Origin of the sequence: Chitinophaga cymbidii, assembly GCF_007992715.1 — a bacterium.
Classification (GTDB): domain Bacteria; phylum Bacteroidota; class Bacteroidia; order Chitinophagales; family Chitinophagaceae; genus Chitinophaga; species Chitinophaga cymbidii.
Window position 1 is genome coordinate 234,047 of record NZ_BKAU01000005.1, and the last position, 14,755, is coordinate 248,801.

A 14,755-nucleotide genomic window follows, 5' to 3' on the forward strand; every position below is an offset into this window, starting at 1 on the left:
GAATACAAAACTATTGCTCTTCCATGAAAGCGGTCATGCCGGAATACGACAATTTGAGGGGGAGATTGCGACAGGCTACTTGATCACCATCACCGTACCCCTGAACAGGAAGGCCGTTCCATTCTCACACACCGTTTCTATCGCATACACGTAGTTGCCCATCGGCGCCACCTTGTTCTTCCAGGTGCCATCCCAGCCTGCGGTAGGCGTGTTGATCGGGAAATGCGTTTTTTCAAACACCAGCGTGCCCCATCTGTCATAAACGCGCATCCATGTCACTTCTTTGATGCCGCGCCCTTTGGGATAGAACCAGTCATTCTGTCCGTCCCGGTTGGGGGTGAAGACCGTCGGCAGGAACACCGCGCCCTTGTCGCAGGCGATGTGCACCGTTACTTCGTCCGAAGCCTTGCAGCCGTAAAGGTTTTCCACTTCCACGGTATAGCTGGTGGTGAGGTTGGGCAGGGCTTTCGGTGCGGGGCAGGTGGTGCAATCGAGGTAGTCCGCCGGCGTCCACCTCCATCTGATGATATCCGGACTCCCCAGTGCGCCCAGCTTTACGGGCATGCCCGCCATCGTTGTTTGGTCAGGCCCCGCATTGATGGTGGGCGAGGGGTGCACGCTCACTACCAGCGAGGTATCATGCGTAAAGCAGCCGTCCGCATCATAACCGGTTACTTCGTAAGTATAGTTGCCCTGCGCATGGATAGTGGCATGTGGCGAAGGATGGTTTACATCATCCAGCCCTTCGCCTTTCCATACATAGTGGTCCGCGCCCCAGGCCCGTAATGGCAGCGCATGACCCAGGCATATGATGGTGTCCGGCGTGGCCTGTATCCGGAATGGCTGCGCCACGCGGATGCTTACTTCATCTGTGCTGCTGCAGCCGTTGGCATCCGTTACGGTCACGGCATAAGTGGTGTTGGCCATCGGGGCCGCTACCGGGTCTGGCGCCTGCGGATCGCTGAGGCCCGCCGCCGGTGACCATTGATACGTGATGCCGCCGCCTGCGCTCAATGTGGTGCTGCTGCCCGCGCATACAACGTTAGATGTTGCAGCGGCGTTGATCACCGGCTCAGGCAGGATGTGCATGTTATGCAGCGCTGTATCGGCGCAGCCGTCCTTGCTGGTGACGATGAGCCTTACTTCCTGCGGCCCCGTTTTGTTATAGGTCTGGTCAGCCGGTTGCTGCGCATCGCCGGTTTGACCATTGCCGAAATCCCATCGCCAGGTAACATCATTCACGTTGCTCACTTCCCCGCTGAAGCTTACGGCAGCATCCTGGCAAGCCTGCAACGGCCCGTTAACGGACACCAGAGGCGCGGGATAGGCATGCACCGTTTGGGTCACCGTTTGCGTACAGCCGAAAGCGGTAGTTGTGGTGAGCGTGAAATCATAGCTTTGCTGCTGATCCAGGAAAAAGCGCGGCGTGGCAGTGGCGTCATCTTCCGCCTGCAGCCCCGCGTCATATGTCCATTTGTATTCCGCCTCCTGCTGCAGCTCATCGATGGAATAGCTGTTGAAGGTTGGCGCAAAAGCGATCCAGCCTTCATCACATACAAATTCCGGCGTAGCGGTCAGCTGTACATCCAGCTTGTCTATCACAATAGGCTCGTCCAGGAAAGCAGTGCCTTTACAGCCCGCCGCGTCAGAGAGGATAAGGCGCGGCTTGTAAATGCCCGGGTTTTTAAACGTGTGTTTGATGGTGGCGTCCGTGGTTTCCATCACAATACCATCTGTAAAGTCCCACGCGAAATTGGTCGCATTCAAGGCCTCTACCTTGAACTCGATCTCTTTTGTGAGGCAGCCGCCGTTGGCGGAAGTGGTGATAGTGGCGTAGGGGCCTTTCACTTCTATTTCTTCCTCGTATATATCCTCCGTATCGGCATCGCCCACCACTTTCAGCGTCACTTTATACTTTCCCGCGTAGGTGTAAGTATGAGAAGGATTGCTGATGGTGGAAAAGCTGCCGTCGCCAAAATCCCAGTAGGAACTTGTGTAGTTCACGGAAGTATTGGTGAACCGGGCGATCACCGGCGGGCAGCCGCTGTTGTTCACGAAGGATGTGGTGACCGTAAAGCCCGCGCTTACGCTGGATACCTTGATCTGCTTCTTCGCGCTGTCTACACAACCATTATCGTCCTTCACCAGCAGCTTCACCATGTACACGCCTTTATCCGGATAGTTTTTATACGGACTGTAATCCGTAGAGGAAGTATTATCCCCGAAATCCCACTGGTACGTGGCGTAGCCGCCCGTTTCACTGGTATTGTTATAGAACCATATATCGCCGCCCGGCGGTATCAGCGTAGTGCTGGGCGTAAAGTCCGCGTTCGGGCCGTTCACCTGCAGATAGCCGTTGTTGACGGTGCTGGTGCAGCCGTCTTCATCCGTTACCGTCAGTGTTGGATAGAAGTAGCCGGACTTGTGATAGGTATGTGTGAAAGGTGGCGCGGTAAATGCCGTGGCGCCGTTGCCATCGCCAAAATCCCATGACCAGGTCTTGATGGGCTTGCCTTTGGAAACGTCCGTCTGATCCGTGAACGTAAGCTCCGTGCCCCGGCATTCCAGCACCGGTGGAGAAAGGAATTTCGCTACCGGCCCGTGCACGTCCACCGCTACTTTATTGCTGCTGTCCGGGCACCCCTGCAGATTGTAGGCTACGAAGCGGATAGTGTCTTTACCCGGCAGCAGGTTCGTGAAGGTAGCGTGCTGATAATTGTAGTAGTCCCAGTAGGGGGAAGTACCGTCTGATGAGAGCCAGCGGAAATAATAAGTATCGTATATCGGTCTGTCGATAGCCGTTACGCTGGCTTTGAGCGTTTCGTGGCCGCACAGCATTGTTTTGTCTGTGGTAATGGTGACGGGCGATGGCGCGTACACGTTGATGTTCATGGAATCGGAACTGGTGCAGGTGCCGTCCGTGACGGTCAGCTTTACTTTGTATGCGCCGGTTTTGTCGTATTTGTGACTGACGGGGCTTGTTGCCGCCGTGTATGCATTTTCTTTTCCGTCTCCCCAACTCCATTTCCAGCCGGTAATCGTACCCAGTGAATGATCTTCAAAGCTGATCTCCGTGCGGTTGTCGCAGTCGATGCCCTGCATGGCAAAGCGCGGGAAAGGGTTCACGGCTGTGATGTACGCCGTTTTGGTGACTGTTTCGCTGCAACTGTTATTGGAAACCGTCAGGCTTACCGTATAAGTGCCCGGCTCCCGGTAGCTGTGCGCCGCATTTTGCGTATAGTCGTACGTGTAATCCCCGAAATTCCAGTGCCAGGAGTTGCCCACATCCGTTGTGCCTTTAAACTGCACCCAGTTGTTGCCGCAGACCTGGGGCGCCTGTGGGGATGAAAAATCAGGCGTTGGTTTTTTGTACACCCGGATGGTGCTGAAGGAATACAGGCCCACTGTTCCTTTACAACCATTGGTGGTGGTGTAGGTGAGCTTCACGGCATAAGCGCCTTCCTTGTTATAGGTATGTGAGGGGGTGGCCTCTGTTGATTTGGGGCTGCCGTCGCCAAAATCCCATTCATAGCTGGCAATGGCGTCGCCGGTATTGACATAGCTGGAAAAAGAGGTGGTCAGTCCCTCGCAGCCCTCGGCAACGCTTGCGTAGGCATAGACCTCCGGCTTCACCACACTGATATAATGTTCCGATACGCTGGAGCAGCCGGATGCATTGGCGGCCGTGAGCCTTATGGTGAAATATCCCAGGCTGTTGTAAGTAACGGAAGGGTTTTGCTGGGTAGACGATTGACCGTTGCCAAAGCTCCAGCTCCAGCTGGTGGCGCCCTGCGATTTGTCTGTCAGCTTTACGGTAGCCGGCACATCGCAGATCGCTTGCTGATCGGTTTCAAAGCCCGCCTGTGGCGCAGGTTTTATCACATAATCCTTGGTCACGGTTTCCTTGCATTTGTCGTAATCCGCTATCATGGTCACTTTTACCGTGCCGGCGCCGGCGGGAGAGTAGTAGGCCGTTGTGCCGTAGCCGGATATGTAACCTTTGTCAACGCTCCAGGTAATATTGTTGGCCTGTGGGCTGTTGACGGCGTTGAACGAGGTGGAGCTGTTTTCGCAGATGCTGGCCGGCAGCTGGAAATCCGTTTTAAAGTTAGCTACATTGATATCTTCCGATGTTTTGGTAGCGGTACACCCTTTGTCGCTCGTAACCGTGAGCTTTACCTTGTAAACGCCCCTGGCGGTATAGTTATGCGGGGCGGGGCTGGCGCCGGAGGCGGTGCCGCCATCGCCGAAATCCCATGCGTAGGTGAGATTACCGGGACCGCTGGAAGCATTGGTCACCGTCAGCGCGCCGGGCGCGGTGCACAGGAATTTGTCGGACACATTAAAATCGGCCTTCAGGGAAGCCGCCGCATCCACAATATTGCCCAGTTGTTTGGATGCCGTGCAACCGTTACTGGTAGTGATGGTGAGGGTAACGGTGGGTGACAATACATCATTGTAGGTATGTACAGGGCTGTTGCCCGAACCGGTAGTGCCATCTCCGAAATCCCAGCTCCAGGCGGTGATGGAGCCGCTCACAGGGTTCGATTTGTCCGTGAAAGTAACGTTCAGGGGAATGCAGCCTTTGGCGGGACTGGCGGAAAAATCCGGTTTGGGCTTTTCCCATACGGTCACGGTCTTTTCCGCGGTGCTGGTAGTGCCGGCGGCGTTCTTCACGGTCAGCGTTACTTTGTAGGTGCCGGGAGCCGTGTAGGAAGCGCTGGGGCTTTGCTCTGTGGACGTAGCGCCGTTGCCCAGGTTCCATTGCCAGGAAACCGGGTTGCCGGTGGAGTTATCGTTGAATTTGGTGATCAGGCTTTCGCAATCACTGGTTTTACTGGGGGTGAAGTCCGCTTTCAGCTGCGCGCGGGCGGAAACATTCAGCAAAAGCGCTATGAAAAACATGGTACAGGTGAGGACAACGCCTGGGGTTGCCTTGCGATACAGGGACATGAGATAAGAATTGGCGCCGAAAAATACGTATATAATGTCAAATTGTACAAAAAATAAGCCTTTAAACACAAACCCGATTGGGCGCCGGTTTTTAATTTTAGTCATCAAAAAATCAAATGGCCACATGAGAATAGTGATAACGTTATTAACGAGCTTTTTATACATAACAAAATGCTTTTCCAATGATCTTCCGCAGAACGGCATCGTACATGATCAGCTAAATAAAACCATCACCATCGTCACCCAGCAGGGGCTTTCAGCACTTGTCATCGACTATTCAATAGGATGTTACATCTCTCAATTGCTGGTAAAAGGGAAGAATAAATTATCGCCCTCCGGAGTCTATACCGGTTTCACCACCAACGGATCTGCCTATACGTCAAAAAAAACCGTCACAACTCCCGCCGTTAAGATCAACCGGAATATCGTCAGCATAACAAAGATCAATTACGGTGACGTTAGTGAAACATGGATATTTACATTGAATAAGAACGATATAGAATGGCAGCTCGAACGAAACTACCCTGATGCATATACGCTGGAAGACATGGCATTCCCCCGATGGAATTTTGACAATCTTTCTGTTTGGAAAGGAGGCATCATTGATAACGGCGGCATGGTCTGGTGCAAGTACCTGCATACGATCAATGACACCTATGGCGTACATACCGGCGGCACCACTTTCTGGAACGATAAAACCGGCGAAGCCTTGTCTGTTCAGGCAAAAGCATTGAACGGCCATCAGATCGCCACAAAATACTCGCACAGCGCGGAAGGAGAATTTACCAGCACACAGATCGTCAGCGCCCAACCTGTGAAACAACGGCATCATCTCAGCCGCTTTGTGCATGCCCGGCCGGATGTTTTTGCCCCGGTAAGGGTAGAAAAAGGTACCGCCGCTGCACATTTCACCATCAGCTATGTGGATTATTTCAAGGCTTACGACAGGGGAAACCTGCAAAACATCAATGCGGCAGCGGTACGGGAGCTGTTGAATACGACGGCAAGATACGGTGTGGTGGATAATAACATCGTGGGTGGTAACGGATGGATCACCAACTGGAAATGCCTGCATGAACCTTTCTTTGCACAGGTAGCGCTGGCCGTTGCCGACAGCAATTATACCAATAACCTTGCTTCCACCTTAAACCAGGAGCGGGATCAGGCGATGCTGCCGGACGGCCGCGTGCTGTCCCGCTGGCATAACGCCCCCGGTGACGAAATAGCCGGCACCTTTAATGCGGAAACCGGTTATTATGAAGCGATGTGGGGATACACGATCGATTCGCAAACCGGGTACGTGATCAACGTAAGTGAGCTGTTCAATCTTACCGGGGATGTAGCCTGGCTGAACGGCCATCAGAACAGCTGCCGCAAGGCGCTGGACTGGCTGATACGCCGGGATAGCAATCACAACGGCATCTTCGAGATGATGAACAATAATATCAGCGAAGCCAAATGCAGCGACTGGATCGATATTGTATGGGCATCTTTCGAGAACGCTTTCGTAAACGCACAGATGTATGACGCGCTGGTAAAATGGGCTTCCTGCGAACGGATATTGGGAAATGCAGCGGCGGCCATCAAATATGAAACCATTGCCCAACGCCTGAAGGAAGCCTTCAATAAACCCGTTGAAGCAGGCGGCTTCTGGTCTGATGCAAAGAAACAGTTCGTCTATTGGAGGGATAACGATGGTTCCGTGCATGGCGATAACCTTGTAACGCCCGTTCAGTTCATGGCTATTGCATCCGGATTGTGTGATGATAAGGAAAGGATTCAAAGCATCATACAGCAGATCGAAGAACGCACGGCGGCGGAAAACCTGTTTCACTGGCCTTTGTGTTTTGATTCTTTCAAACGCGAAGAAGTGTCCGGCGGTAACTGGCCGTTTCCCAGGTATGAGAATGGGGATATTTTCCCTACCTGGGGTTATATCGGTGTAAAGTCTTACATCCACTACGACAAGCAGCTTGCCTTAAAATATATCAACCATCTTTTAGATCAATACGAAAAGGACGGGCTTTCTTCACAGCGTTACAGCAGAACCACCCAAGAGGGATTAGGCACCGATATCCTTTCCGGGATTTGCACCGGCATTACCGCGCTGTATTCCGATATCTACGGCATACAGCCCCGCTGGAACCGTTTGGTAATTGCGCCGAATCTGGCGCCGTCGCTCTATGGCACAAGTTTCACATACCCGTTACGGAATGTCGATTATAACGTCTGGCTGGATGAAAATAGTTACCAAGTCGTATCTCCTTTTTACGCGGTGAGCTTTGATACCACTTTTGGCGTAAGCGGGGGAAAGGGGATGGTGAGGTTTTATCCTGGTGATCAGGATTCCGTGTGCTTATCTGTTGCTTCGGGAAAGGCTATCAGCCTGTCTGTTCAGCGGTTCGATGAACAGGAGGTCCGGTTTGCGATAAAAGAAAGCGGGCGGCACAGGATTTCATTGAACGGGTTTACGCCGGGGGCAATGTATTATTTGTCTGTCAATGGTTCCCGCCGGAAGCTCCGGGTTTCGAAAGAGGGGAGTATTGATGTATGGCAGCATACCGGCGCCGATGGTGTTATTACGGTAACACGTTTGCAGAACTAAATGTGTTTATTGTGTATATTCGGTAATTGCCAAATACCACACAATGAAATATCCCTTGACCGTTTTCCTTTTGATTTGCTTCCTGCACTCTTTTGGACAGTTCGCTATTGTTTCAGACGCTGACGGGTTTTTAAATGTCAGAGCAGATGGACAGCAGAACAGCAAAGTTATTGATAAGCTGGAAAATGGGCATTTGATCTATTGCTTCGAGAAAAAAGGGAATTGGACAAATATTGACTACACAAAAGCGGCGAAGGAACTGAATGGCTATGTTTATCAGGACAGGTATAAATTGATTGCAGATTTTCCGGAAATTCCCATCACGAAGGAGTCTGAAAATAAAATAGTCCTTAAGAAGGAAGACATAGCAATAACTATTTCACAGTCCGCATTTGACAAGAGGAAGCATAAGTTTACCTACATAAAAGATTATCCTGACCAAATTGAATTGATAGACAATCAAAGATATTGGGGAACTGATGGCGGGATGCCAACAAGGCAATTTGAAAAAATTGAAATCCGGACAGGACAAAAGACTTTGGAATTGCCGAAATCTGCATTGGATGGGCTTTATGAGCCTGGTATTTACAATGCAGTGGTAAACTATGATAAAGTAAGCGATACATTTTATATACAAATGATGAACAGTGATGGTGCGGGAGGATATTTAGTGTTGTGGAGGGTGGAGAAAGGCGTGTATAAAGACAGATTGGTCGTTTATGGATTTTAATACGTTCATTCATCAGTCAAAATGCGCATTCATCACATTGCCATTACTGCATTGTAACCACCATGAAAGCATTAAGCCGGGGGATTCTGTGGAATTTACCGTGGCATTTAATTAGACGCAAATAACGCCTTCACTTCCTTAAAATCTTCTCCATCGCCTTTCCTTTCGCCAGTTCATCTATCAGCTTGTCCAGGTAACGGGCCTTTTGCATTAATTGATCTTCTATTTCTTCCACACGATAGCCGCAGATCACGCCTGTGATCTTTGAAGCATTGGGGTTGATCTGCGCCTGACCGTAGAAATCTTCAAAATTGGTTTTATTATCGAGATGCTTTTTCAGCGACTTTTCATTATATCCCGTCAGCCAGAATATAATTTCATCTACTTCCGCTTTGGTGCGTCCTTTTTTCTCCGCTTTCTGGATATAATGCGGGTAAACACTGGCAAAGGCCATCTTGTAAACTCTCGCTGTATTATTATTCATTTTAGTTGTTTTTATGGTGATGGAAGCGCTGTTTCGCTGTTCATGGATAGTTAAATTACGAAATGTTGCGATGGAATCAAATGCCGCCTTTTAAAGTATGGAATGCCTGCTGCGCCGATACAACCGCCCCTTCCATATACCCTCCGAAAGAAGGCGATGTTTCCGCACCGCCAAACAGCAGCCTTCCGTTCATATACGATTGTTGCAGCAGAGGATGTCCGTGATGCTGATGCGGTCTTTGGATAACCGGTGAACCGTCCTGTATGAATTTATCATTCCAAATCTTGTCGAAATAGGCAGACGGCCTGGCGGCTTCATCACCTAACAGCGTTGTAAGCTGTTGCAGCACCAGTTCCTGCCTGAGCTCCGGGGTATAAGCGGCTGCACCGGGGTTCAGGAACCCGGTAAACCCGAATTTTGTTTCTTCGCAATTGGTATGGTCATACATTTCCATGATGATGCCGGCGTGACTGTAGAGCATCCCGGAATAGCCGTTCTTCCGCCAGAAAGGAGTGTGGTATTCCAGCGTGAATTTTAGCGCTCCGGCCATCCAGGTTTGGACTGCTCCGATTACTTCCTGCAAGGCCCCCGGCAGGGCCGGGCTGAATTGAATTTTACGGGAAACCAGCTGTGGCGGCATGCAGATCACCACTTTGCTCCCGTAAAATGTTTCACCCTGCGTTGTGCTTATCTTCAGCCTGTTCCCCGCATCCTCAATGGCAGACACCTCCGTATTTAACCGGAGCCTTTGTTCCGGCAATTTTTCGCAAAGGGAATCTATCAGTTTTGCTGTGCCGCCCTGAACACGGTAGGAGGGAGTATCAGATCCGGGCACGAAGAACTTTTGCGGCGGTTCGAAAGATTTTGTTTGAAAAAGGGACATCCCGTGCGAAAACTGCGGATATTTCGTCAACCCCAGTTCATTGATCAGGGCAATAAGATGTACGTGAATGTCCGAAAACCACGTAGCTCCGAGTTCCAGGGGCGTGTTCAGAGGGCCCGTTACCGTATGTATCCTTCCGCCCGGCCGGGAGCCGGCTTCCAGGAGGATGTAATCAATATTCTGTCCGTTGAGCAGGTAAGAAAGGTACAGGCCGCTCAGCCCTCCTCCGATTACCACTACTTGCGCCGTAGATTCCATGACGCGAAAATAAGTTAGTTATCAAAACCGATGATATTTTTTACCTTTGCCACTGTGAAAAAATGGATTGCGCTCATATTGTTTGCCGTCTATGCCTTTTCCAGCACGGAGCTGAGGGAAATAGCCAAGCTCCCTGTGCTCATCCAGCACTACAATGAACACAGGCAATTAAACCATTCCATTACCTTTTCCCAATATCTTGTTGACCACTATAATAATCTGCCCCATACCGACAATGATCAGGAGAGGGACAATCAGCTACCTTTCAAACAGGTAGATTCAACCGTCATGAGCAGTCCCGCTATTCCTCCTTCCTGCGCCATCAACCTGAAAAGACCGGTGATGTCGGTCGTGAAGGACGTACTTTTCCCAAAGAACGATCAATTCATCCCCTCCGGCAACTTCAGCAGGATCTGGCAGCCTCCCAGGTCCGGATCATCCATCATTGCTTAGGGCCAGGCCATCTATGATGCCTGACCTGTCCTTATTTCCGGATTGATCAAACTGCATTTTAATGTTAAATCGAATTATCGGTTTTTCCGTAAGGAATAAACTCGTTATTGCGTTGTTTACCATCGCATTGATTATTTATGGCATCTTCGAATTATTCAGGTTGCCGATAGACGCTGTACCGGATATTACCAATAACCAGGTACAGATCATCACCGTGGCGCCTTCTTATGGGGCAACGGACATCGAACGCCTCGTTACTTTTCCCGTGGAGCAGGCCAGCAGCAATATTGGCGGCATCACGGAGATCCGCAGCTACAGCCGCTTTGGTCTTTCGCTGGTGACGCTTGTTTTTGACGATGGCGTGGACATTTACTGGGCGAGGCAGCAGGTATCCGAACGGCTTGCCGTGATACAGGAAACGATACCGGACGGTATCGGGAAACCCGAAATGGGGCCTATCTCCACCGGACTGGGTGAAATTTACCAGTACGTTGTGAGGCCGGAGAAAGGCTACGAAAGCCGATACGACATTACCGAACTGAGAACGATCCAGGACTGGATCGTCCGCCGCCAGCTGCTGGGCGTGAAGGGCGTGGCGGAAGTGAGCAGCTTTGGCGGCAAGCTGAAGCAATACCACGTAGCGGTAAGTCCCGGTAAATTGCAGGCGCACGGCATCACCATTGTCGATGTGTTCAAAGCGCTGGAGACCAACAACGAAAACACCGGCGGCTCTTACATAGAAAAGCATGCCACCGTGTTGTATATCCGCAGCGAAGGTCTGATAGGCACCAAAGAGGATGTTGAGAACATTGTGGTGAGGAATATTGCGGGCGGCGCGCCTTTGCTGATACGCGACGTAGCGGAGGTGAAAACCGGCGCCGCTACGCGGTACGGAGCATTGACCTATAATGATGAAGGGGAAGTGTCGGGCGCGATCGTGATGATGCTGAAGGGCGCGAATAGCAACGTAGTTATTGAAGATATCAAGGAAAAGGTGGCGGAAATTCAGCAAACCTTGCCGGAAGGTGTGGTGATAGAGCCGTTCCTGGACCGGACGAACATGGTGTCTAACGCCATCCGTACGGTGGAAACGAATCTCATGGAAGGTGCGCTGATCGTTGTGTTCGTGCTCGTGATCTTTCTCGGGAACCTGCGGGCCGGCTTGCTGGTAGCGTCTGTCATACCGCTGTCGATGTTGTTCGCGGTGATCATGATGAATCTTTTCGGCGTCAGCGGCAACCTGATGAGCCTGGGGGCGCTGGATTTCGGGTTGATCGTGGACGGGGCCGTTATCATCGTGGAAGCGGTCATGCATCAGTTGAGCCACAGCAAAAGATTTGGGGGGATGACGATGTTGTCGCGGGAAGACATGGACCAGGAAGTCAAAAGCGCTTCTTCCAAAATGATGAACAGCGCCGTGTTCGGCCAGGTCATCATCCTGATCGTGTATTTGCCCATCTTCAGTTTACAGGGGATTGAAGGAAAGATGTTCAAGCCGATGGCGCAGACCGTGGCTTTTGCGTTGTTGGGGGCGTTCATTCTTTCCCTGACCTATATTCCCATGATGAGCGCCGTTTTCCTGAGCCGGAAGGTCAAGACGAAACAGAACCTTTCCGACCGCATTATGGCGCGTGTGGAAGCGCGTTACAGATCCATGCTCACCAAAGCGCTGGCGATGCCCAAAATCATCGTAGCGGCCGTATCGGTATTGTTTGTGGTGGCCGTGTTCATGCTCACCCGGCTGGGCGGCGAGTTTATCCCCTCCATCGAGGAAGGCGATTTTGCCGTGGAAACACGGGTGCTTTCCGGCAGCAATCTGCATACAACGATCAGCAACGTACAAAAGGTGGCGGGGATACTGAAAAGCCGTTTCCCGGAGGTCAGGAATATCGTTACCAAGATCGGCAGCAGTGAAGTACCCACGGAACCGCTCCCGATGGATATGGGAGATATGATCATCAATCTCAAACCCAAACGGGAATGGATATCCGCCCGTTCATTCGATGAGCTTTCGGAGAAAATGGGCGCCGCCGCTGCTGAAGTGCCGGGCGTGACCACTAGCTTTCAGTTCCCTGTGCAGATGCGGTTCAACGAATTGATGACCGGCGCGCGGCAGGACGTGGTATGCAAGATCTTCGGGGAAGACCTGGACACGCTGGGCGTATATGCCCGGCAGCTTGGCAATATCGTGCGGTCGGTACCCGGCGCCACGGAGCTGTATGTGGAGCAGATCACCGGCACGCAACAGATCGTCATTAAATATAACCGTGCGGCCATTGCGCAATACGGACTAAATATCTCGGATATCAACCGCAACGTAAACGCCGCTTTCGCGGGGCAGAGCGCGGGCCTTGTTTTCGAAGGCGAGAAGCGCTTCGAACTGGTAGTACGCTTGCAGAACGAGCAACGTACCGATATCCGCGATGTAAGAAACCTGCTGATACCCACGCCGGCGGGAACGCAGATACCCCTGTACCAGGTAGCCTCGGTGGAGCTGACCGACAGCCCCAGCCAGATACAGCGGGAAGACACCCGGCGGAGGATACTTGTAGGCTTCAACGTGAGTGGCCGTGATGTGGAAAGTATCGTGGAAGAACTTCAGCGGAAGGTGCAAAACGGCATGAAGCTGCCCACGGGATATTCCATCAGCTACGGCGGATCGTTCGAGAACCTGAACGAAGCCAAGGCCCGCTTGTCCGTCGCGGTACCGGTATCGCTGGTGCTCATCTTCCTCCTGCTGTATTTCGCCTTCAACTCCATTAAATACGGATTGCTCATTTATACCGCCATCCCTTTGTCCGCCATCGGCGGCATTTTCCTGCTGGCCTTGCGGGGAATGCCTTTCAGCATCAGCGCGGGTGTTGGGTTCATCGCCTTGTTCGGTATTGCGGTGCTGAACGGCATCGTACTGGTAGCGGAATTTAACAGGATCAAAAAAGCAGGGGAAAAGGATATGAAAAAGATCGTTGTACGGGGAACGGTCACCCGTTTAAGACCGGTATTGATGACCGCTTTCGTTGCTTCGCTGGGTTTTCTGCCGATGGCTTTGAGCAACGGCGCGGGAGCGTCCGTTCAGCGGCCGCTGGCAACTGTGGTCATAGGCGGTTTGATGATCGCCACCTTGCTTACACTGTTCGTATTGCCGATCCTGTATGTTGCTTTTGAACGGGGCATCCGGATCAGGCCCGGGAAATTCGCCGCCGGCGCGATCCTGCTTTTCCTCGCCACGCCGGCCTTCGCGCAAAAGCCCATTTCAATGGAGGAAGCGCTGGATTCGGCGGTAGCCAATAATTTACAGATGCAGAACAGGAAATTGCGGGCAGCGCGTGCGCGGGAATTGATGGGTACCGGGGTAGACCTGCCCAAAACTGTTGTCAGCGCGGAATACGGCAAATTTAACAGCCCGCTTTCCGATGACAGGATATCGGTGATGCAGAGCTTTAGCCTGCCTACTGTTTACCGCCGCCAGCGCCGCCAGTTGGGGGAAGAATGGAAAGTTGCTTTGCTGGAAACGGAGCTGCAGGAAGCAGAGATCAGGAGATTGACGACGGCGCTTTTTTATGAATTGCGGCTCCTGTCCGAAAAAGAAGCGTTGCTGATCAAAATGGATACCGCTTACAGCGCATTCTTCAAGGTGGCGGGATTGCGGCTGCAGGCGGGCGAAACGAACATGCTGGAAAAAGCCAGCGCGGAAAACCAGCTGCTGCAGATAAGGATGCTGCAAAAGAGCATCCGGCAGGAACGTGTGCAGCTTCAGCAGCAGTTCATGCTTTTGCTCAATACGGAAGAGGAACGTATTCCCGCCTCGGTGGATTTCAAGCTGGAAGCCCCCGTGCCGGACACCTCCGCGCTGGCCGCGCATCCTTTGCTGAAATGGCAGCAACAACGGGAGAAAGCCGCTGAAATGACCGTGCTGGTGGAAAAGTCGCGCTTGCTCCCGGAGCTGAGCGCGGGATACAATAACCTGAGCATACGGGACGGGGTGCAGTATAACCGGAGCGACCGGTTTCAGTCATTCCAGGTTGGACTGGCGGTGCCTGTTTTTACAGGTTCGCAGAAAGCCAGGATACGGTCGGCAGAAACATCCCGGCGCATCGCGCAGAACGAAACCGAATACCAGGCGCGCGCCCTTGAGGCGGAATTCTCCTCCGCATCGGCCCGGGTGCATCAATACCGCGAGATCGTCGCCGACTTCGAAGCAAGCGCGCTGAGGAACGCACTGGAGATCACCGCCACGCTGAGCCGGCAATTGCAGGCAGGCGAAATCAATTACCTGGAATGGACCGTTCTCAACCAGCAATCCCTCAACACGCAGCTCGATTATCTCGACGCCGTCAAAAACCTGAACAACAGCATCATTCACCTGAATTATCTTTTAGCCAAATAATC

At 52.0% G+C, this 14,755-nt stretch carries 7 protein-coding genes; 4 read left to right on the forward strand and 3 right to left on the reverse strand.

The window, feature by feature from the left end:
• Nucleotides 1-75: 75 nt before the first annotated feature.
• The gene (locus CCY01nite_RS19620; protein WP_307726087.1) at nt 76-4,953 is read right to left on the reverse strand and encodes a PKD domain-containing protein; all 4,878 of its coding nucleotides are present in this window, start codon (nt 4,951-4,953) and stop codon (nt 76-78) included.
• Nucleotides 4,954-5,077: 124 nt separating this feature from the next.
• Between CCY01nite_RS19620 and CCY01nite_RS19625 the strand changes: the two genes are divergently transcribed.
• Together CCY01nite_RS19625 and CCY01nite_RS19630 are read left to right on the forward strand one after the other, a co-directional pair.
• The gene (locus CCY01nite_RS19625) at nt 5,078-7,558 is read left to right on the forward strand and encodes an alpha-L-rhamnosidase-related protein (RefSeq protein ID WP_146865377.1); all 2,481 of its coding nucleotides are present in this window, start codon (nt 5,078-5,080) and stop codon (nt 7,556-7,558) included.
• Nucleotides 7,559-7,601: 43 nt separating this feature from the next.
• Nucleotides 7,602-8,288 (forward strand): SH3 domain-containing protein, encoded by a 687-nt coding sequence (locus CCY01nite_RS19630; protein ID WP_146865379.1) that lies wholly within the window; start codon nt 7,602-7,604, stop codon nt 8,286-8,288.
• 130 nt (nt 8,289-8,418) lie between these two features.
• On the opposite strand, the gene CCY01nite_RS19635 is transcribed toward CCY01nite_RS19630, so the two are convergent.
• Both CCY01nite_RS19635 and CCY01nite_RS19640 read right to left on the reverse strand, forming a co-directional pair.
• On the reverse strand, nt 8,419-8,772 hold the full coding sequence (locus CCY01nite_RS19635) for a DUF2200 domain-containing protein (RefSeq protein WP_146865381.1): 354 nt from the start codon (nt 8,770-8,772) through the stop codon (nt 8,419-8,421).
• Nucleotides 8,773-8,848: 76 nt separating this feature from the next.
• Complete coding sequence (locus tag CCY01nite_RS19640) at nt 8,849-9,913, reverse strand: flavin monoamine oxidase family protein (protein WP_146865383.1); 1,065 nt, start codon at nt 9,911-9,913, stop codon at nt 8,849-8,851.
• A gap of 54 nt (nt 9,914-9,967) precedes the next feature.
• On the opposite strand from CCY01nite_RS19640, the gene CCY01nite_RS19645 reads away from it, so the two are divergent.
• Nucleotides 9,968-10,366 (forward strand): hypothetical protein, encoded by a 399-nt coding sequence (locus CCY01nite_RS19645; protein ID WP_146865385.1) that lies wholly within the window; start codon nt 9,968-9,970, stop codon nt 10,364-10,366.
• Nucleotides 10,367-10,427: 61 nt separating this feature from the next.
• A complete protein-coding gene (locus CCY01nite_RS19650) occupies nt 10,428-14,753 on the forward strand; it encodes a CusA/CzcA family heavy metal efflux RND transporter (protein WP_146865387.1) in 4,326 nt (1,441 codons plus the stop codon).
• Nucleotides 14,754-14,755 lie beyond the last annotated feature (2 nt).

What these genes read in the sequence shown, in the direction of transcription:
- CCY01nite_RS19620 (WP_307726087.1), bottom strand. Translation starts at nt 4,953, where the DNA reads ATGTCCCTGTATCGCAAGGCAACCCCAGGCGTTGTCCTCACCTGTACC.
- CCY01nite_RS19625 (WP_146865377.1), top strand. Translation starts at nt 5,078, where the DNA reads ATGAGAATAGTGATAACGTTATTAACGAGCTTTTTATACATAACAAAA.
- CCY01nite_RS19630 (WP_146865379.1), top strand. Translation starts at nt 7,602, where the DNA reads ATGAAATATCCCTTGACCGTTTTCCTTTTGATTTGCTTCCTGCACTCT.
- CCY01nite_RS19635 (WP_146865381.1), bottom strand. Translation starts at nt 8,772, where the DNA reads ATGAATAATAATACAGCGAGAGTTTACAAGATGGCCTTTGCCAGTGTT.
- CCY01nite_RS19640 (WP_146865383.1), bottom strand. Translation starts at nt 9,913, where the DNA reads ATGGAATCTACGGCGCAAGTAGTGGTAATCGGAGGAGGGCTGAGCGGC.
- CCY01nite_RS19650 (WP_146865387.1), top strand. Translation starts at nt 10,428, where the DNA reads ATGTTAAATCGAATTATCGGTTTTTCCGTAAGGAATAAACTCGTTATT.